19 protein-coding genes are annotated in these 18283 nt (G+C 40.8%); 11 read left to right on the top strand and 8 right to left on the bottom strand.

Annotated features, from left to right (window positions below):
- Positions 1-11: 11 nt before the first annotated feature.
- The 4 genes from PBAT_RS05955 to PBAT_RS05940 all read right to left on the bottom strand — a co-directional run bounded on the left by PBAT_RS05955 (position 12) and on the right by PBAT_RS05940 (position 4767).
- The gene (locus tag PBAT_RS05955) at positions 12-1247 is read right to left on the bottom strand and encodes a peptidase (protein WP_068647539.1); all 1236 of its coding nucleotides are present in this window, start codon (positions 1245-1247) and stop codon (positions 12-14) included.
- A gap of 126 nt (positions 1248-1373) precedes the next feature.
- On the bottom strand, positions 1374-2249 hold the full coding sequence (rsiV, locus tag PBAT_RS05950; protein ID WP_068647537.1) for an anti-sigma-V factor RsiV: 876 nt from the start codon (positions 2247-2249) through the stop codon (positions 1374-1376).
- Between the two features lies 1 nt (position 2250).
- Positions 2251-2757, bottom strand: a complete 507-nt coding sequence (locus PBAT_RS05945; RefSeq protein ID WP_068647535.1) for a sigma-70 family RNA polymerase sigma factor — start codon at positions 2755-2757, stop codon at positions 2251-2253.
- Between the two features lie 96 nt (positions 2758-2853).
- A complete protein-coding gene (locus PBAT_RS05940) occupies positions 2854-4767 on the bottom strand; it encodes an acyltransferase family protein (RefSeq protein WP_084402854.1) in 1914 nt (637 codons plus the stop codon).
- 322 nt (positions 4768-5089) lie between these two features.
- Here PBAT_RS05940 and PBAT_RS05935 point away from each other — a divergent pair, with 322 nt between their 5' ends.
- Positions 5090-5893 carry a serine/threonine protein kinase gene (locus PBAT_RS05935; RefSeq protein WP_169810083.1) on the top strand — a complete coding sequence of 268 codons (804 nt, stop codon included), beginning with the start codon at positions 5090-5092 and terminating at the stop codon, positions 5891-5893.
- A gap of 33 nt (positions 5894-5926) precedes the next feature.
- On the opposite strand, the gene PBAT_RS25160 is transcribed toward PBAT_RS05935, so the two are convergent.
- Together PBAT_RS25160 and PBAT_RS05930 are read right to left on the bottom strand one after the other, a co-directional pair.
- Positions 5927-6109, bottom strand: coding sequence for a hypothetical protein (locus PBAT_RS25160; RefSeq protein ID WP_149466273.1), 183 nt, complete (start codon positions 6107-6109; stop codon positions 5927-5929).
- Between the two features lie 234 nt (positions 6110-6343).
- Positions 6344-7834 carry a DHA2 family efflux MFS transporter permease subunit gene (locus tag PBAT_RS05930; RefSeq protein WP_068647531.1) on the bottom strand — a complete coding sequence of 497 codons (1491 nt, stop codon included), beginning with the start codon at positions 7832-7834 and terminating at the stop codon, positions 6344-6346.
- Between the two features lie 223 nt (positions 7835-8057).
- On the opposite strand from PBAT_RS05930, the gene PBAT_RS05925 reads away from it, so the two are divergent.
- Positions 8058-8954 (top strand): TetR/AcrR family transcriptional regulator, encoded by an 897-nt coding sequence (locus tag PBAT_RS05925; RefSeq protein ID WP_068647529.1) that lies wholly within the window; start codon positions 8058-8060, stop codon positions 8952-8954.
- 116 nt (positions 8955-9070) lie between these two features.
- Here PBAT_RS05925 and PBAT_RS05920 read toward each other — a convergent pair whose 3' ends face one another.
- On the bottom strand, positions 9071-10537 hold the full coding sequence (locus tag PBAT_RS05920; protein WP_068647527.1) for an alpha-amylase: 1467 nt from the start codon (positions 10535-10537) through the stop codon (positions 9071-9073).
- A gap of 248 nt (positions 10538-10785) precedes the next feature.
- Here PBAT_RS05920 and mobB point away from each other — a divergent pair, with 248 nt between their 5' ends.
- The 6 genes from mobB to PBAT_RS05890 all read left to right on the top strand — a co-directional run bounded on the left by mobB (position 10786) and on the right by PBAT_RS05890 (position 14383).
- Positions 10786-11313: a molybdopterin-guanine dinucleotide biosynthesis protein B gene (mobB, locus tag PBAT_RS05915; protein WP_068647525.1), complete on the top strand. Its 528-nt coding sequence runs from the start codon at positions 10786-10788 to the stop codon at positions 11311-11313.
- Between the two features lie 54 nt (positions 11314-11367).
- Complete coding sequence (locus PBAT_RS05910) at positions 11368-11931, top strand: molybdenum cofactor guanylyltransferase (protein WP_068647523.1); 564 nt, start codon at positions 11368-11370, stop codon at positions 11929-11931.
- A 136-nt stretch (positions 11932-12067) separates the two neighbouring features.
- A complete protein-coding gene (locus PBAT_RS05905) occupies positions 12068-12403 on the top strand; it encodes a FlxA-like family protein (RefSeq protein ID WP_068647521.1) in 336 nt (111 codons plus the stop codon).
- A gap of 291 nt (positions 12404-12694) precedes the next feature.
- Positions 12695-13099, top strand: coding sequence for a DoxX family protein (locus PBAT_RS05900; protein WP_068647519.1), 405 nt, complete (start codon positions 12695-12697; stop codon positions 13097-13099).
- Positions 13100-13118: 19 nt separating this feature from the next.
- The gene (locus tag PBAT_RS05895) at positions 13119-13745 is read left to right on the top strand and encodes a nitroreductase family protein (RefSeq protein WP_068647517.1); all 627 of its coding nucleotides are present in this window, start codon (positions 13119-13121) and stop codon (positions 13743-13745) included.
- A 26-nt stretch (positions 13746-13771) separates the two neighbouring features.
- Positions 13772-14383, top strand: a complete 612-nt coding sequence (locus tag PBAT_RS05890; RefSeq protein WP_068647515.1) for a flavin reductase family protein — start codon at positions 13772-13774, stop codon at positions 14381-14383.
- A gap of 94 nt (positions 14384-14477) precedes the next feature.
- Here the strand turns inward: PBAT_RS05890 and PBAT_RS05885 are convergent, their stop codons facing one another.
- Positions 14478-15041: a GbsR/MarR family transcriptional regulator gene (locus PBAT_RS05885; RefSeq protein ID WP_068647513.1), complete on the bottom strand. Its 564-nt coding sequence runs from the start codon at positions 15039-15041 to the stop codon at positions 14478-14480.
- Positions 15042-15301: 260 nt separating this feature from the next.
- Between PBAT_RS05885 and PBAT_RS05880 the strand changes: the two genes are divergently transcribed.
- The 3 genes from PBAT_RS05880 to PBAT_RS05870 are packed head-to-tail and all read left to right on the top strand — an operon-like array spanning position 15302 to position 18252.
- Entirely contained in the window at positions 15302-16501 is a 1200-nt protein-coding gene (locus PBAT_RS05880) for a quaternary amine ABC transporter ATP-binding protein (protein ID WP_068647511.1), read from the top strand.
- Positions 16498-17343: an ABC transporter permease gene (locus PBAT_RS05875; RefSeq protein WP_068647509.1), complete on the top strand. Its 846-nt coding sequence runs from the start codon at positions 16498-16500 to the stop codon at positions 17341-17343. The genes PBAT_RS05880 and PBAT_RS05875 overlap by 4 nt, the downstream gene beginning before the upstream one ends.
- 6 nt (positions 17344-17349) lie before the next feature.
- Positions 17350-18252 carry a glycine betaine ABC transporter substrate-binding protein gene (locus tag PBAT_RS05870; RefSeq protein WP_338045662.1) on the top strand — a complete coding sequence of 301 codons (903 nt, stop codon included), beginning with the start codon at positions 17350-17352 and terminating at the stop codon, positions 18250-18252.
- Positions 18253-18283: the final 31 nt, after the last annotated feature.

The following is an 18283-nucleotide window of genomic DNA, read 5'->3' as shown; positions in this document are numbered from 1 at the left end:
AGAAATTTCTGTTACTTAGGTGATACTACTTTATCAGAAGTGATGATTACAATTTCAGCATTCGTGATCCCTGGTAATGATCTAGTCATGATTGGGGAATGGTAAGCGACAACTTTCATGCCTGCTGCCAATTTATCTTCTCCACCAAGTGCTGAGATTACTTTAGTATCTTCTGTAATGTTAAGAATCACATCGTTGTTAATGTTTTCGTCAGAACCAACATTGACATACACTTGGCCTTTGTCTGTACGATCAGAACCAATAATTGTACCTTCAATTTTATTCGTTGCAGCTTTTTTCACAACAATTTTATCTGCATGTGTCTGACCAGGATAGCTCATAGCCATCGGTCCACTGTAGTAAGCATCTACAAGAACATCTGCTTTAAGTGCAGCTAGTGTTAATGGGTTACCGTCTTGATTGACGATCTTAGTATCTTTATCAACGGATAAGATAACATAATTCATGCCGCCATCTTTCATAGAGCTACCCATCACAGTGATCTTGTTATCGTCTACATTTGTAATGATTCCGTCTGTACCTGGTACTTGTTCTTGAACGGATTCTTCAACTGTTGTATCCACTACAACATAGTTAGTTGTCGATTGAGGTGGGATACTCATGGTTACAGCAGGGCCGTAGAATGCTTTAACACTCATGCCTTTTTTGATATCACTGGCTTTGATAGACTTTCCGTCTTGGCCCATAATCGTAGCGTTCTTAGCAAAATGTAAAACGATTGTATCTTCGAACTGCGTGTAGATATTCTTACCTGTTACAACGATACCGGTGTCAGTAACTTCAGTTACTTTTCCGTTAACTGCTGTAAAGCTCTCATTTTGAACAACAAGTGTTAATGCTGATCCTTGTGCTGGAATGCTCTTCGTAATCTTAGGTCCGTAGAATGCTTTAACAACCTTTTGCTCATCAATAATGGTTTTTAAAGCTACTTTTTTACCTTTAGAATCAACGATCTTAGTATGTTTTGTAATTAACAGCTTAATTTCACTTTGATCTGCTGTCGTAAGACCGCGACCTGTTACTGTAACGTATTTACCTGTTTTATCGTTCACGAAGTCTGTTATTTGACCTATAGTACCAGGAGCAAACTTGGCTTGATTGTGAGTGATTCCTTGTCCGTTATGCTTGGTTACCGTTGGAACGTCCTGTGCACTTACTGCCATAGGTATAGATACCATTGCTAGAATGGATGCTGTTGTTAATACTTTATACATTTTGTTCTTCATTTGTGATTCCTCCAATAGTCTAATTATTGTGTATATTTCCTGGGAACTTGCGTTGCTTACATAGTCTTAGACGGAGGTTTTCATGAAAATGTTGCACAATAGTGGAAATATTGGTCACTCTCACTTCTATTTAATGAGATTATGACTAACAAGAATATCAGAAATAACTTCTGTGGGTATCACAAATTCACTAAGCCCCATGTAACCAGGAGCAACTTCGTATTTATCAAAAGAAATCACGAGTTGACCGCTATTATTGATATAGAAACTTTGATCTTTTGTGATGCTCTTAAAATCAAATAGCGGATCTTTATTTTCTTCGGTTGCAACCCAATAGATCTTGTCAGGATCGTCCTTCATTTGAGCGATCATCTGGTTACTGATATTTTCACTGATGACGTTGATATATTTATCATCTTTAAATAACATAGGTAGATTTAATAATATTTGATTTTTCTTATCGATCGTATCATATTTCATGGTCGTAGAAGAGGAGGCGACCGTATTTACAACATATCTTCCGATTGAAAGTATACTGTCGTTATCTGTTTTAACTTCGAACCCAGTATCAATTCCTAAATGGCCATCTCCGTCTTTCTTTAAAGATTCCATTTCTGTTTGGAACTCCTCAAATAGCTTTTTGTTCTCTGCAAGATATTTCTGATTTAGACCTAGCTCTAGTTCTTTATTATCTAGATTAGTAATGACGGGTACCTTGATATCTGCATTGTAGGTCGGTTCATTCACGGCATATTCTCGGAAGGTCAGCACCTTAACGATACTATCAACTCCCGGTATAACGGAGAATGCATTGGCGACTGTTGCGCTGGCGTTGATTCCAATAACGAAGACCATAGCTGCTGCACTAACCCCTGCTAACCACTTCGAGCTAAGTTTTTTCTTCTTCTTTGCCTTTAATGCTTTGTTTACGATGAAATCAAGTTCATCTGGAATAGGTACATTCCTATATTCTTCTTGTAGCTGTTCTAATTTGTTGTCCATGTTACTTTACCTCCTTAGAATATTCATCATTCATTGTGACTCTCAACAATTGGAGAGCCTGATATAGTCGGGTTTTTATCGTATTTACATTTTCATTTAATACTTCTGCGACTTCATCAATCTTTAAATCTTCGAAATATCTCAGTACGATAACACTTCGATATTTGTCGGGTAGATCATCCAATGTTCTTTCTAAATCAATATCTTGGTATACATCTTCGGTTCCGGGACTGTTAGATAGAATCGTTTCTTCGTCCACGACTTGGACTTTTTTTTGTTTTCTTAAGAAATCTAATGCAGTATTCACCACAATGCGATAGTACCAACTCTTTACGGCTTCAGGATCCTTGAGTAGATCGATGGACGAAATAGCTTTGTAGATAGAGTCTTGGACAATATCCAAAGCATCCTCTTTATTCTTCACATAGCTGTAGGATAATCGATATACATTCTCTTTGTTATCGGTTATACAACGTGTAAGTATTTTTTCTATATTCCGGTTCGCCATATTGTAATATCCTTTCCAGTGTCTTATATAAGGAAGACGTATGACCCCCACTAAAAAGTTTTAAGATCTATTAACTAAATTCATCATGAGGATTACTCATGGTTTCTTAGTCTGAATGGCATTGGCTATAAGTGATGCGTAGAAGGCTGCACCTTCACGTGTAAGATGGACTCCGTCTTCGGAGAAATACGCAGGTTTACCTTTACTTGAAGAATGCCAGTCGACCACTGTAACATTTGGGAAGTCAAAAGCTACTTTTCGTAGTGTTGAATTAACGGTATTTTGCCATTTTCTTGGGACACGGGTATTTACCAATATAATGTGCTGAATATCATCCAACGAGGAGAGTAACGTTCGCAACTGCTTAGCGCTAAATGCCCCATTCGTTCCGAGCTCAATGATCACTTGATTGCCAAGTTCCCCAGTTGACTTGCGTCTATCGATGACTTCCTTAGCTTGAGACATTTGTCTGCCAACCTTACCATCGACAACAATACCAGGTAGCATTTTTACTAGAAAAGGAGCTGCGTCAAGAATAACGGAATCACCTATGGCGAATACCCCCTTACCCACGCCATTCTTCTTCGTGTGGGGCTTATCGGTCGGTTCTTTAGGTTCAGGTGTCATGGGTAGATCAGATGGCTTATCCGTCTCTTCAATGGCTATCGAAGGGGATTCTTCTGTTGGGGATACCATGTCGATGGGATGCTCAGCCTTATTCGTAATAGTGGTTTCTATCGTCGGTTGGACTGAGGGTTGTGTATCTATATTGCTGTTGCAAGCTATGCAGAATAGGATGAATGAGCTTGTAATGACAAGGAACGTAGCTCGAAATTTAAAGCGGGGCCGAATACTTATTTTTCCCCACAATCTTCCTAATAAACCATGGCGTATCGGTTCTTCGATGTATTTAAATGATAGTGCGGCCAGCACAAGGCTAGCTCCTATTTGAAGAATGATATGCAGGCCATTGGGTTCAGCGGTATTAAGGACAGGATTAGTTAGAATAATGACTGGATAATGCCAAATATATAGGCTATAGGACCGAATACCGACCCACCGCAAAGGTCTGATACCCATGATCTTGGTTAGTCGAGTCGCAGGATGGGCAAGGACAGCTATAACCATTGCAGACAGAACAGACAAAAGAATCAATCCGCCATAGTACAGGAAATCACCTTGATCATTGGTTCGCCAAATCATAAGAATGATGCTGAGTAGTCCAATCGTTCCAGTCAGATCTAGGACATTCCGAGCTCTGCGTGAGATTGCTTTGGTATTCTTGTGACTTGGCGAAGCTATAGCAAGTGCCGCTCCAATCAATAGGGCAAATACTCTAGTATCTGTACCGTAGTAAACTCGACTGGGGTCCATGCCCGGTTCGAAGAGTAAAGTCATAGCTAGTATAGAGAGCATTGTACCTGCAAGAATGAATAGAATGAGTTTGCCACGTTGTGGTGCGATTCGTAATCCGACAATTAGAACTAAAGGCCATATCAAGTAAAATTGTTCCTCGATAGCTAACGACCAAAGGTGTCCAATAGGCGAAGGAGGACCAAAGCTTTCGAAATACGATACGTTGTGAAATATGAGCCACCAGTTATTGAAATACAAGGCCGAGGATACAAAATCACCTTGTAACGATATCAATCGGGAACGATCGAAGATGAAGAGCCACACAGCAACAAGAGCTAGCATGACGAACATGGCTGGTAGTAAACGACGGGCACGTCGAATCCAGAAATCTTTGAGATTAAGTCTACCGTTTCGTTGCCACTCGGTGACGATCTGATCCGTAATAAGGTAACCGGAGAGAACGAAGAAAACTCCGACACCTAAGAGTCCGCCGGGAGCCCAAGTAAGATTGAGGTGATAGGCGATGACGGCGAGTACAGATAATGCCCTAAGGCCATCTAACCCTGGTATGTAACGTCTTTGATGAGAGGTTTGTTTATGAGTAGAAACGTCACCTTCTGTTGTTATTCTGTTATTCTCTGAGATGTCTTTCATATGCTGTTCAGTCCTTCACCTGTTTTGTCTTACGTGGGTAAGACGCACGAGGCATATTAAAAAGTTCTCAGTGGGTTTAACTTTTTATAATAATTTCGCTGGGGTTATCGACATTTCGGAGAGGCATGTACACATTCAGGATGAGAAAATTACTCATAGTAGCTAACATAAGCGAAGTGGATTTGGGATGCTTGTCCCCAACCCAATTCGTTTATGTATATTGAATCTAGAGCAAATGATATAATTTAATGACTATGATGGTATAAAAGTAATAACTCTAAGTGGCTCTACAAAATTCAATATTTCAGGAGGCACGATGGATGTGATCGAGTATTTGAAAGGGGTATACGAAGCTTGGATCGACTATCCTACAAAAGAGGGTACTGTCATTACTGACAAATACCGAATACAACAATTCCTTGGCCTTGGTAGCTACGGGTTGACATACATATGCGTAGATTTGGATTCTGGGCAAGAGGTAGTTCTAAAGCAAGCTAAGCCTAGTAAGGGGAAGGTCGGTCGAGATTTGTTATACCGAGAGATTGACGTTCTGGGTCGGCTGAGGCATCCTTCGATTCAGAGATGCTTATCGTCGTTGGAATATAAGAATCAATTGCATATGGTAACGGAGTATGTGAAAGGACAGACGATAGATGATCTAATTTTCGAGCGAGGGGCAGTGTTCTCTGAACACGAGGCGATTTATTTCGTTCGCAGATTGATGGGCATTTTAAGTTATGTCCATGAGCAAGGATTCGTCCATCTCGATATCCGGTTACCGAACGTCATATTGGACGGAGATCAGATTCACCTCATTGATTTTGGCTTGGCCTCTCGAATGGGTGAGCCGATTCGAAATAAATTCGGCTCAGATGACGAAAGAGCACTTAGTACAACCGCGGAAGTTCCGAATGATCTATATGGTATTGGCCACTTCATGCTATTTATGCTGTATTCCGGGTATAATTCGGATACATTTGAAGTTGAATCAAATGCAGGATGGGAAGACGAATTAACAGTCTCACCTCTGACTAAACATATGCTTCGCAAGCTTCTCCAGATGGATCCTCCTTATACAGATCCACAACAGTTTGTGCGGGACTTGGACCATTGGCTGAATCGATGACAATAAGAAAAGCCGCGGATAGCGGCTTGTCGACTAGCTAGAACTTCTAGATCTTTTCTTGTAGTAGCCCTGGCCTTGATTGTTGCGTCCATAACCGCGGTCGGACGAACTATGCCGACTATATTGTTGCTTACGATTACTGGAGCTGTACCGATGATTTCGTTGTTTGGAATGTTGGACTGACCCTAATAATTTTTGAAGTAAACGCTTGATCATATATTCATTCCTCCTTGGCTTTGTTTTACTACGAATAATAGGTCGTGAAGTTTCAATTCACTCATATGAACTTATTACCCTGAGAACAGGACAGTGCAACTGACTACAATAACACGACACTATAGCTGAACAACATGAGTAGTCACGTTGAGTCTAATAAACAAGAGGATGTCCCATTAGCCTAATTCAAGGCTTGCGGGACATCCTCTCCTATTTCAATACACGTACATTCAATTAATGCGAAATCATTGTTTTTACGTCTGGCATTTCGCCATCTGCAAGCTCATCCCCAGGGTTAACACGAGGTTTGCGTAAGAATATGGTTAGCACAAGACCTGCAACAGCGACGCATGCTGTAATCAAGAATGTATCAGCAAATGCTGCGGTCGAGCTGGCTTGCAAGTTCCCCGCTGTCTCGGGAGCAGACATGTAATGGACGATCTGTGAAGTTAAATACCCAGTCAATCCAGCAATAGCAAACGATGTAACCACTTGTTGTGTAGCTGATGTTAAAGGCGTTACCCGATTCACAAGTCTGCGTGGAGCTGAATTTAGGATGTGCGTATTAAGTGGCATCATCGTAAGCCCCATACCTGCACCCATAAATATAAGTGGAAGTATAATCATAGACATAGCTGTATCAATCGTAATCTGAGAGAATAAGAAAAGGGCTGTCGATACTAGCGTTAGACCTGCTAAGAGAAGTGGACGTGCGCCCCATTTATCGAACATTTTACCTCCAAATGGCATAAAGACCATGGATGTAAGGGCTTGAGCGAGTGTGGTGAAGCCACTTTCAAGTGGTGTAAAGCCTCTAACATTTTGTAAATATAGAGGAATCATGAGAATAGCACCGAACATAGCGACTTGGGTGATCCAAGACAAGACTACACCTCTTGTGAAATCAGAAGAAGCAAAGACACGAAGTTCTAATAAAGGTTCTTTCTGTCTAAGCTCCACGATAATGAATAGGATGAGGGCAACGCCACCAACGATCAATCCTGTTAATGTACTTCTAGATGTCCAACTGGTTCCTGCCTCACTTACGCCATAAGCTAACATAGCGAATGCGATCGGAGCGAGGATGATTCCAAGAATATCGAGGGAAGGTACCTTTTTACTCTCAAATGAAGGTAAGAACTTAATGCCTACGATGACAGCAACAATTCCGATGGGTACGTTAATAATGAAAATCCAATGCCATGATGCGATGTCGATCAGCCAACCCGACAATATCGGTCCTGAGGCAGGAGCGAGTAACATTGGAATACCTAGCGTACCCATGACGGCCCCTCGCTTGTCAGGTGGAGCAAGCTTGAAGACCATAGCCATTCCGATGGGAGCGACCATACCTCCTCCAAGCCCTTGGATGATTCGAAAGATGATGAGTTGTTCTGAGGTTTGAGCCAGAGAGCAAAGAATGGATCCGAATGTAAATAAGGCTATCGTAATGACGAAGATCTTCTTAGCCCCGAACTTATCGGTCATCCATCCAGCAAGTGGGATAACGGCCGATAATGCTAGCATATATCCGGTAATCGTCCATTGAATTGTCTTCAAGTCTGTTCCGAAATATGCTTGTAGGTTCGGAATAGCCACGTTGATAACGGTACTGTCAAGGATGACCATAATCATACCTAGGATAACAGCCATGAGGGGAGCAATAATTGCCTTTATAGAAAACTCGGTGTTTACAGGTGCACTTGTTACGGTTTGTAATGCCATTCAGTTATCTCTCTCCCATTCTCCATTGAGTTACTTAGTGATATATATAGAATGGAATCAATGTAATCTCATCAACTCCATGAGTTAGATATCTTGACGTTAAATGAATTAGTATGTACTATTGACCATGTAGTTTTTTATAAAACTCATCGGTCAAAACATATACTAAATTTTACTCAATTTTTAAATAAAGTCAATTTATTTCTTGAAAAGAGGATGCGAATTGAGCGTAATAAAACAGAAAATATTAGATTCAGCCATGCGATTTTTCTTGGAAAAAGGGTATCTTGCTACATCTATACAGAACATTGCAGATGACTGTGGCGTCGCTAAGGGTTCTTTATATAACTTCTTTAGTTCCAAGGAAGATTTACTTATTGAAGTCTTGATGATGCAACAACAGAGAATGACTGAACAAATTAGAAATATTCGAATAGACCAGACGCTTTCCCTAAAGGAAGTGTTTATTCGCGAGACGGAATGTCAAATTGGTTTCTTTCTAGATAATAGTTTTATTATGCAGGAAGTGAAGAAATTAACGTTGCCTGATGGAAAGATCGCGCCTTTTTTATTCCGCCTAAGGGCTAATCTGCTGAGTTATAATCGAGAGAGCCTCTTGCGCGTATTTGGGGAGGGTATCGAACCTAATATATGGGACCTCGTGATGATTTATAATGGAATTATGCGAGAGTTTATATTCTTATTCGTTTTTGAGAAAAAGTCACTTATTGCTCGGGATTTGGCTATATTTGCCGTACAGTGCATGGAGGATATGACGACAAATATACAAGTCAGAACAAGACCCGCTTTATTACAAGATTCAGACATGAGTGAATATATACAGTATGGGCTAAAAGGGGAGCAAGTTCCTGATGTTACACAAATAAGTGATCTAATCCAGCAAGTCATGTCTACCATCAAGGAACTTAATATATCGAATTCGGAGAAGACGGAACTTCAGGAAGCTACACAACTATTGCAAGAGCAACTTGCATGTGAACAACCCAAAGGGGTCTTGATTCGCGCGCTTATTGGATTGCTAGAGAAAGAGCATGGGCTTAAGGATATTATTCAACAATTGGACATGCTAGTGATGAATACGCTAAAAACAAGGAATTAAGGAATTATATTTGAATCACATCCTAAGGTATAGATTTCATGAGGAAAAAGGGCATTCTGCTTACAGGTAGCGTATACGCTGTAACGAGTGCCCTTTTTGTATTGGATGGTTCACGATTATTCTACATCAATTTCTGGATATGCCCAGACAGATACACTACCGCCATTAGCTGGAAATGTTGCAAAACCGTCTTCTTCAATGGTTATACTTTCTTCTCTAGTGTTGGTTAGATCGACCCAGACTTCCCCTGCATGATGTTCCCCAACACACATTCGTTTCTCTCCATTATCACCATTACAGATTACAACTGCGCAGCCCGAACGTTCAATTTCTTCCACTCCTTGGCGCACCCATCCAATCGTATTCGGATGATCGAAATAATCTTCTTGCTTGCCATAAGCCTTATGGTAACGAGCATACAACAGAGGATCTATAGCTGCTTGTTTGCCTGCTTGTGGTTCTGATCCACCAATGCCATAATAGTCTCCGTAGAACACGACAGGATAGCCATCTTGTCTTAGCAGAATAAGAGCATATGCACTTTGTTTAAACCAATCTTTAACCCACGATTCTAGCGCTTCATGAGGTTGGGAATCGTGGTTATCGACGAACGTGACAGAATTCTGTGGATGAGAGCTGACTAGCGTATCTTTAAAAATAGTTCTGAGATCAAAAGATTTACCAGCCTCTGAAGCCGCACGTAACTTGTAGTGAAGCGATACGTCGAACAGATCAATCTTGTAATCAATCGTATCTAGAAACTGCTGGCATTCAGATAGTTCGGGATTCCAGAACTCACCTACCATGTAGAAATCCTCTCCACGTTCTTTCATCATTTCAGTAGCGAATTCTTTAATAAAGTCATGATTAATATGTTTGATAGCATCAAGTCGATAGCCATTACAAGACAAAGTGTTAGCAAGCCATTTACCCCAAGAGATCATTTCTTTTTTCACTTGTGGATGATTGTAGTCAATATTAGCGAACATTAAATAGTCATAATTACCGAATTCATTGTCTACATTCTCGTTCCAATGTTTATTCTCACCAAGAATTCTAAAAACCCCATTACGTGAATTTCGAGCGTCATAGTCTGTCCCATTAAAATGCTCGGCATTCCATTTGAATGAGGAGTACTTATCTCCACGTCCTGGGAAAGTGAATTTCGTCCAGGCTTCGATTTCAAAGGGCTTTGATATGTCTTTCGTCCGGTTCTCACCATCTACCTCAATGACCTTAATCTTCTCTGTTTCATCTGCTCCAGCTTTATGGTTCATGACCAGATCTACATATACTGCAAGACCATGATCGTGACATGCTGTGATCGCATCGACGAGTTCTTGTTTGGTTCCATATTTTGTTCGAACCGATCCCTTTTGGTCGAATTCGCCCAGATCGTATAAATCGTATGTACCATATCCTGTATCCTTATCCGATTGTCCCTTGGTGACCGGTGGAATCCACACGGTAGTAATCCCTTTTTCTTTCAATTCAGATACGGAGTCTCTTAGACGATTCCAATGTGTTCCATCTGATTCAACATGCCATTCGAAAAACTGCATCATCGTATGATTGCGCTTCATGTTAGTGTAATCCCCCTAGGTATAATAAATAATAGTATGAATAATATGATCTCTCATAAGTGGAATATGTCTGCTCTGTTATACAGATTACCCAAAGTTCTATAGTTATTAAACTTATAGATGGAGATAAGTGAATTTACGAATGAAATCAGTTGTTTGGGTGAAGGGGTTATCCTATGATGGATCTACACGAAGGCTGTCATAGTACAAGCTTCATGTAGCAGCTTAAAGAAGGGAGGTCTACCTTAATGAATGCTGTAAAGGTATTGCAGGTTGTGGGCTACAAAGATAGTGGAAAAACAACACTCATTGAATACTGGATTCGAGAATTAGTAGCTCAACACTTTCGTGTGTCGGTAATCAAACATCATGGACATGGCGGAGCACTCGAGATGCCATCTTCTGAAACAGATAGTATGAAGTTCTTGAATAGTGGGGCCGCTAGTTCTATCGTTGTCGGCGGTGGTGTAGTTCAGATACATATGCGCAAGGAAGATGAGTATATAGGGTTATTGAATATGGCCAAGTTGTCTGACCCTAATCTCATATTAATAGAGGGATTTAAGCAAGCGAGTGAACCGAAAGTTGTGATCGTACGAACGAAGGAAGAATGGGCAAGCTTACATACACTAACGAATATTATATTGGTTTTGGTATATGAAGGAGTGAAGATAGACGAGGATTATGACGTATTCTACATTTCAGATGAGATAAAGATCAAGGGTTGGATGATGCATTTCATGCTTGGCGTAAAGGATAATAGTAACTTTAATTGAGATGTTGATGAAAGGTGTAATAATCTTTGGAGTAGTCAAGATAGGAGGTGGATAATGAACACGATAGGTGTTGTGCTTGCAGGCGGATTGTCGCGGCGGTATGGATCTCCGAAGGCTTTTGCAACGATGAAAGGTAAGCCTTATTATGAGATTGCGTATGAAGCTTTATCGACGGTAAGTGATGTGGTTGTGTTAGTGGCCCGCTCGGAATTTCTTGGAGAATTTCATCAAGGATTGAATGCTATTGTTGATGTGAAAGAGTTCATGGGATGTGGGCCTCTAGCAGGCATATATTCCGTCATGGCACACTTCCCAGCAGATCGGTATGTTATCCTTCCGTGTGACATGCCCTACATAAGTAGTGATGTAATAGATTCATTGGTTGCGGCCTATGAGGATGATGACGTACTAGCAGTGGAGGTAGAAGGTATACATCATCCCATTGTGGCAATCTATCATCATAGAATGAAGGACTCCATACATTATGCTTTGGAACATGGGCAATACAGTGTAATGAAATGGTTGAACGGAGCTGCTGTACGATGGGTAGAGGGGAACGAGCTGACAATGAATGCTCAGGATATATTCCGGAATATGAATACACCAGGGGAATACTAGAGTGAAAGAGTTGCATCATACGTGGGCGATGGATTGGTGTAACTTTCAGCTTGCATTCAGCAAGCACTCAGGTAGGAGGTAATGATTCCGCGTATACTTAAGTGGTTCACCATTATCAATCATAGGGGGATTAACAATGAGTATTTCATCCATATCAGGGACAAGTAGTACATCTTACTCATCATCAACAAATGATACATCGAGTCTTGAGAAACAACTAGCCAAACTTCAGGCTGAACTTAAGACAGAGAATGCAAGTAAAGACGATGCAAGCACCAAAGAAAAGAAAGTGGCTCAACTAGAACAACAGATTCAGCTTATTTCAGCTCAAATTACTCAGAGGAGTTCGAATACAAGTCAAAGTAGTGCAGTAGATACGACTAAGAAGGACACCAACAATATTACAAACAGCAATACGCAAAAAGCTAAGGGTACAATCAGTGCAAGTGGTGGCATTGATATCTTGGTGTAAGGCTAGTAAGGAATTACATAGATCTAAATAAGGTAGTGGTCACTTGATATTAACGGGGACTGCTATTTTTTTATTTATTAAGGACAGATATGAAATAAAGATTGACTAATATAATTAAATAAAGTATCTTTAAATCAAGAGATAACAAATAGAGATAAAGAGGCGAAGAGATGAGTTGGGAATATAACAGATAGAAGAATAATTTTTTTTGGATATATATCTTAATATTAAGATAGTGTGTGTTGGCGCGTAACGAGAATAAACAAATACGATAACATGGAGGAATTAGAAATGAGTATTGCACTAGGATTGTTAATTATACGTTTGGTTGTTGGGTTAAGTTTTATGGCACATGGTGCGCAGAAATTGTTCGGGTGGTTCGGTGGATATGGCCCGAAGGGAACCGGGGGTTGGATGGAATCCATGGGGATGAAACCAGGAGTTCTGATGGCTGTCATGGCGGGTTTAATGGAACTCATCGGTGGATTGTTGTTAGCTTCAGGACTATTCACAGTCATTGGTGCTGTCATTATTGTTGCGACGATGCTCGGAGCTATCGTTAAAGTACATGGTCCAAATGGATATTGGGCTACAGCTAACGGATATGAATACAACTTATTGTTGATTGCTGTTGCTGTCGGGTTGGCACTCACTGGTGCCGGAGATTACTCACTAGATGCTATTCTACTGAAATAATGATTAGGGGGAACCATACATGAGCGAATTCATTCCACTATTGCAGTCACGAAGATCAGCTAATAAATTCATTTCTGGTGTAGAAATAGCTAATAATGAATTGGAGGATATCTTTAATCTTGTGAAGTATGGCCCATCTGCGTTTAATTTGCAGCATACGCATTACGTGGTCGTTAAAGATCCTGAGATGTTGAACAAAGTCTATCTAGCAGCTAATAAGCAATATAAAGTACAGACTGCTTCTGCGGTCATTATAGTTCTTGGTAATAAGCATGCACACAAGGACGTTGGGCGAATGAACGAGGGATTACTTCATCTAGGCGTGATTAATCAACAGGAATATGATATGACTGTAGAATCAGTGGAATCTTTTTATGAGAGTAGAGGGGAAACCTTCAAGAGAGAAGAGGCTATTCGTAATGCGAGTCTAAGCGCCATGATGTTCATGTTAATAGCTAAAGAAAAGGGTTGGGACACCTGTCCAATGATTGGTTTCGACCCGGAGGCGATACGTACAGATTTAAATATTCCGCAAGCATATGTACCAGCACTAATGATCGCCATTGGGAAAGAGGATACAAGTAGTGGAAGACCACGAGGATATCGTAAGCCAGTAGGGGAGTTCGTAAGTTATAACCAGTTCTGATTTTTTTGTGAGAAAGGGGAATGTACGTGATATCTATTGATCCTTCAGCCCAAAGTGATCGCGATAACTATAAATTGCTCATAGGGAGCATTATTCCAAGGCCTGTGGCCTTCGTAACAACGCTATCGAATAATGGCGTTCTGAACGGTGCACCGTATAGTTATTTTAATATTGTTACGACAAATCCGCCGTTAATTTCTATATCTGTACAGCGAAAGAACGGTATTCAGAAGGATACTGCTAGGAACGCCGTAGAAGTGGGGGAATTTGTTGTCCATATATCAGATGAATCGTACATTCAGCAGATTAACGAGACAGCAGCAAGTTTGCCACCGGATCAGAGTGAAGTTCTCTTAGCAGGGCTTACACCTGTAGAAAGTGACGAGATAGCGGTCCCTGGCATTGCTGAGGCGAGTATCCGAATGGAGTGCCTACTTGAACATTGTATTCCGCTCGGGGGGACGAAAGAATCGCCGGCTACGGACTTATTAATCGGGCGAGTGGTTTGTTTTCATATGGATGAATCCGTGTATCATGATGGATATATTGACCCTGAAAGATTGAAACCGGTAAGTCGGCTTGCTGGCAATTCCTACGCTAAATTAGGAGAGATATTTAGTTTGGAACGTCCTGAATAAAAAGTTTCTATGTGTTATGTACAACAAAAAAATGCCGTAAGCTATGGTGATCATAGCTTACGGCATTTCACATGTATAAGAAGATGTTGGACTGTTATTCTGGCTCTTCTTTGGGAATCCAATCGAAAATTTGCCCGGTTTCTAGTGCATCAATAAAACGTCCTAACCATCTATAATATTGGATAGCATGTTTCATTCTATCGATATCCATGTCAACCAGGGCCACTAAGGGCTCATGATCAATGTTCTCTTCCCGAAGCTTTTTAAGCTCTGTTAACGATTTATGTAAAGAATTTATATTCATTTCCATAGATTTTCGCCATTTGATAGAGAAGTATTCGACGAAATTTTGGTGCCAATCGTCTTCTACTTCGTATAGATCTTTCCTCGATCCTTTTCCCCATACCTTATTGATCATTTTTAGATCGACTAATGCACGCATACCCGTACTCATACTCGTTTTGCTCATACCCATTTCCTGACCCATCTCGTCGAGCGTGACGGGACCATCGTGGAAATACATATTTCCGTACAAATGACCAATGGACATCGTGACCCCATAAAGATCCATATTTTTTCCAATAGAATCCATGACGCGTTGACGCGCCTTTTCGATCACTTTAGTGTGTTCTTCATTTAATCCATCAAATGTTGTCATATCGTACACTCCCTTGAATAACGCTTGCGATGAGCGGAAACAATATCCACAGCATCCATTGTAAAAAAAAGTGTTTGAAAAGTAAAGAATACGCTGTATGAGCATTTGTATGTTAAACGGAGTATACAGTTAGTATAGTACGTAAAGTTAAAACTGTACGCACTATACGGACGTTTTTACATTTTGACCCTATTTTTGTGGGAGTCTACACTATAATAAGTGCCATAAATTAGATACAGATGATTGAAAGGGGCATAAAGATGCCAATTATAGAGGTGAAATCGTTAAGTAAAGTGTTTGGTAATGATCCGAAAAGGGCGTTTCCTCTACTTGCGCAAGGTTGGTCTAAGGAACGTATTTTGAAAGAAACGAAATTAACAGTTGGGGTTAATCAGGTCAGTTTTTCAATTGAACCTGGTGAAATATTCGTTATTATGGGTTTGTCAGGTAGTGGGAAATCAACGGTAGTTAGACTTTTGAACCGTCTGATTGAACCAACGGCTGGACAAGTACTTGTTAATGGTAAGGACATTGTTCGTATGAATCGCGAAGAACTACGACAGGTTAGAAGAAAGACCATGAGTATGATCTTTCAGAAATTTGCTCTTTTTCCACACCGAACGATACTAGAAAATGTTGAATATGGCTTAGAAGTACAAGGGATGGGCAAAGAAGAACGTGTAAAGAAAGCTAAGGAATCCCTAGCATTAGTTGGCCTGTCTGGTTTCGAAGATCAGAAGCCTGATCAATTAAGTGGGGGGATGCAGCAACGTGTCGGTCTAGCCCGAGGTTTGGCTAACGATCCTGATATCCTGCTCATGGATGAATCCTTTAGTGCGCTTGACCCACTCATTCGTAAAGATATGCAAGATGAATTACTTGAGCTACAAGAGAACATGAAGAAGACGATTATCTTCATTACGCATGACCTCGATGAAGCGTTACGGATTGGGGATCGCATTGCGTTGATGAAAGATGGAGCCATTGTTCAGATTGGGACACCGGAAGAAATTCTAATGAACCCTGCCAATGATTATGTTGAGCGTTTTGTTGAGAATGTGGATTTATCCAAGGTACTTACGGCAGCTCATGTCATGATTCGTGCAGAGACAATTGGAATGGACCGTGGACCCAGAGTGGCGCTGCAGCTCATGCGTGATCGAAGAATTTCGAACCTTTATGTCGTGGACAAATCTCGTCAACTCCTAGGCGTAGTTACAGCTGAAGATGCCTTAAATGCTATCAAGTCTGGTCAGACCCTTGGGGAGATTATTATTCGAGATACACCTACTGTGTCTCCTGATGTACTTCTAGTTGAGTTATTTGATGTTGTGAGTAGTGCCAAAATTCCAGTTGCCGTTATTGATGAACGTAATCGCTTAGTTGGCATTGTGATTAGAGGCGCTGTCCTTGCAGCATTGACGGGTAATAATGAGACGGAAGCAGGTGAAGTTGAATGAGTGTTCCTAAGATCCCTATTGGGGAATGGGTAGAGTCGTTAGAAGGTTGGTTGGAGACGAACTTTGAACCGTTCTTTAATGGTGTTAAAACCGTTGTTGGTAGTATTGTTGATGGGTTGGCAGATGGATTTAATTTCTTCCCACCACTTGTCGTTATCGCTATATTTACGATCCTTGCCTTCTGGCTAGGAAGATATAGATTAGCAGCCTTTACGCTGCTTGGTTTGTTGCTAGTCCTTAACCTAGGTTACTGGGCCCATACCATGGACACCCTTGCATTGGTGTTGACAGCTTCCTTTATTTCTATTGTTATCGGCGTTCCCTTGGGTATTTTATGTGCCGGAAACAAGAAAGTTCAGAGTGTGATAACACCCTTACTGGATTTGATGCAAACGATGCCGGCATTTGTCTATTTGTTGCCAGCGGTTGCGTTCTTCTCATTAGGTGTCGTACCGGGCGTCATTGCATCGGTCATATTCTCTATTCCACCTACGATTCGTTTGACCAGTTTGGGTATCAGACAGGTGCCTGAGGATTTAGTAGAAGCAGCAGATGCTTTTGGTTCAACAAGCATGCAGAAGTTATTTAAGGTACAGTTACCCATTGCGATTCCAACCATTATGGCGGGTATTAATCAGACGATTATGTTATCACTCTCGATGGTAGTTATTGCTTCAATGATTGGAGCGCAAGGCGTGGGAGCTGATGTTTATAAAGCAGTAACGCAAGCGAAGACGGGTGTAGGTACGGAGGCTGGATTAGCGGTTGTTGTTCTTGCAATTATGTTAGATCGGATGACACAGAAGTTAGCTAAGAAAAATAAGAAAAGTAAGAAAGGGTGAACGTAATTGTTGAAGAATAAGAAGATGAATATCCTGATCGCTGCCTTTATGGTGATGACGTTAGTACTTGCGGGTTGTTCTAGTAACAATAACGCGAATGGTACAAGTGGTGAGAAGGCTAAAAAAATTAAATTGGCTTATGTGGCATGGGATTCTGAAATTGCCAGTACGAATGTCGTGAAGGAAGTATTGGAGAGTAAATTGAATTATAAAGTAGAAATGTTACAGGTTGATGCAGGACCTATGTATGTGGGTGTTGCAGATGGTAGCGTAGATGGTATGGTATCTGCATGGTTACCGAGTACACATGGTGAGAACTACTATGAACCAAATAAAGACAAGCTTGAAGATTTGGGAGCTAATCTTATAGGTACTAAGAATGGGCTTGTCGTACCAACCTATATGGATATTAAGACGATTGAAGACTTGAAGAAAGAAGATGTAGGGAAATCAGTTGATCACACGATTACAGGGATTGAACCGGGTGCGGGTATCATGTCTCAGGCTGAGAAGGCGATCACTGAATATGACCTTAATAAGTGGAATTTACTTGGAAGTTCATCTTCAGCGATGGTAAAAGTGCTTCAAGATGCTTATGCCAAAAAAGAACCAATCGTGATTACAGGATGGACGCCGCATTGGATGTTCAATGACATGGAATTGAAATATCTTGATGATCCTAAGAAAGTATTTGGTGGAAATGAAGAAATTCATACCCTGGTACGCTTAGGTCTGAAAGAAGATCATCCTGCGGCTTATCGTTTCCTAGATCAATTTGAATGGACGCCAGAAGATATGGAATCTGTGATGGGCGATATATCTGCTGGCATGCCTGAAGAGGAAGCTGCTAAGAAATGGGTAGAAGCCAATGAAGCGAAGGTTAACCAATGGATTGCTGGAATAGAATAATTTCGTAAGAAGATGCAGACCCGAATTAAAC

Source organism: Paenibacillus antarcticus, assembly GCF_001637225.1.
Classification (GTDB): Bacteria; Bacillota; Bacilli; order Paenibacillales; family Paenibacillaceae; genus Paenibacillus_AQ; species Paenibacillus_AQ antarcticus.
Note: the sequence above shows the minus strand (reverse complement) of the source record. Positions and strands in the feature narration are given on the sequence as shown.

Excerpts from the sequence above, each read along its gene's own strand:
- PBAT_RS05945 (WP_068647535.1), bottom strand. The coding sequence starts at position 2,757 with ATGGCGAACCGGAATATAGAAAAAATACTTACACGTTGTATAACCGAT.
- PBAT_RS05920 (WP_068647527.1), bottom strand. The coding sequence starts at position 10,537 with ATGAAGCGCAATCATACGATGATGCAGTTTTTCGAATGGCATGTTGAA.
- PBAT_RS05885 (WP_068647513.1), bottom strand. The coding sequence starts at position 15,041 with ATGACAACATTTGATGGATTAAATGAAGAACACACTAAAGTGATCGAA.
- PBAT_RS25160 (WP_149466273.1), bottom strand. The coding sequence starts at position 6,109 with ATGATCAAGCGTTTACTTCAAAAATTATTAGGGTCAGTCCAACATTCC.
- mobB (WP_068647525.1), top strand. The coding sequence starts at position 10,786 with ATGAATGCTGTAAAGGTATTGCAGGTTGTGGGCTACAAAGATAGTGGA.
- PBAT_RS05880 (WP_068647511.1), top strand. The coding sequence starts at position 15,302 with ATGCCAATTATAGAGGTGAAATCGTTAAGTAAAGTGTTTGGTAATGAT.
- PBAT_RS05895 (WP_068647517.1), top strand. The coding sequence starts at position 13,119 with ATGAGCGAATTCATTCCACTATTGCAGTCACGAAGATCAGCTAATAAA.
- PBAT_RS05940 (WP_084402854.1), bottom strand. The coding sequence starts at position 4,767 with ATGAAAGACATCTCAGAGAATAACAGAATAACAACAGAAGGTGACGTT.
- rsiV (WP_068647537.1), bottom strand. The coding sequence starts at position 2,249 with ATGGACAACAAATTAGAACAGCTACAAGAAGAATATAGGAATGTACCT.
- PBAT_RS05910 (WP_068647523.1), top strand. The coding sequence starts at position 11,368 with ATGAACACGATAGGTGTTGTGCTTGCAGGCGGATTGTCGCGGCGGTAT.
- PBAT_RS05875 (WP_068647509.1), top strand. The coding sequence starts at position 16,498 with ATGAGTGTTCCTAAGATCCCTATTGGGGAATGGGTAGAGTCGTTAGAA.
- PBAT_RS05905 (WP_068647521.1), top strand. The coding sequence starts at position 12,068 with ATGAGTATTTCATCCATATCAGGGACAAGTAGTACATCTTACTCATCA.
- PBAT_RS05955 (WP_068647539.1), bottom strand. The coding sequence starts at position 1,247 with ATGAAGAACAAAATGTATAAAGTATTAACAACAGCATCCATTCTAGCA.
- PBAT_RS05930 (WP_068647531.1), bottom strand. The coding sequence starts at position 7,834 with ATGGCATTACAAACCGTAACAAGTGCACCTGTAAACACCGAGTTTTCT.
- PBAT_RS05900 (WP_068647519.1), top strand. The coding sequence starts at position 12,695 with ATGAGTATTGCACTAGGATTGTTAATTATACGTTTGGTTGTTGGGTTA.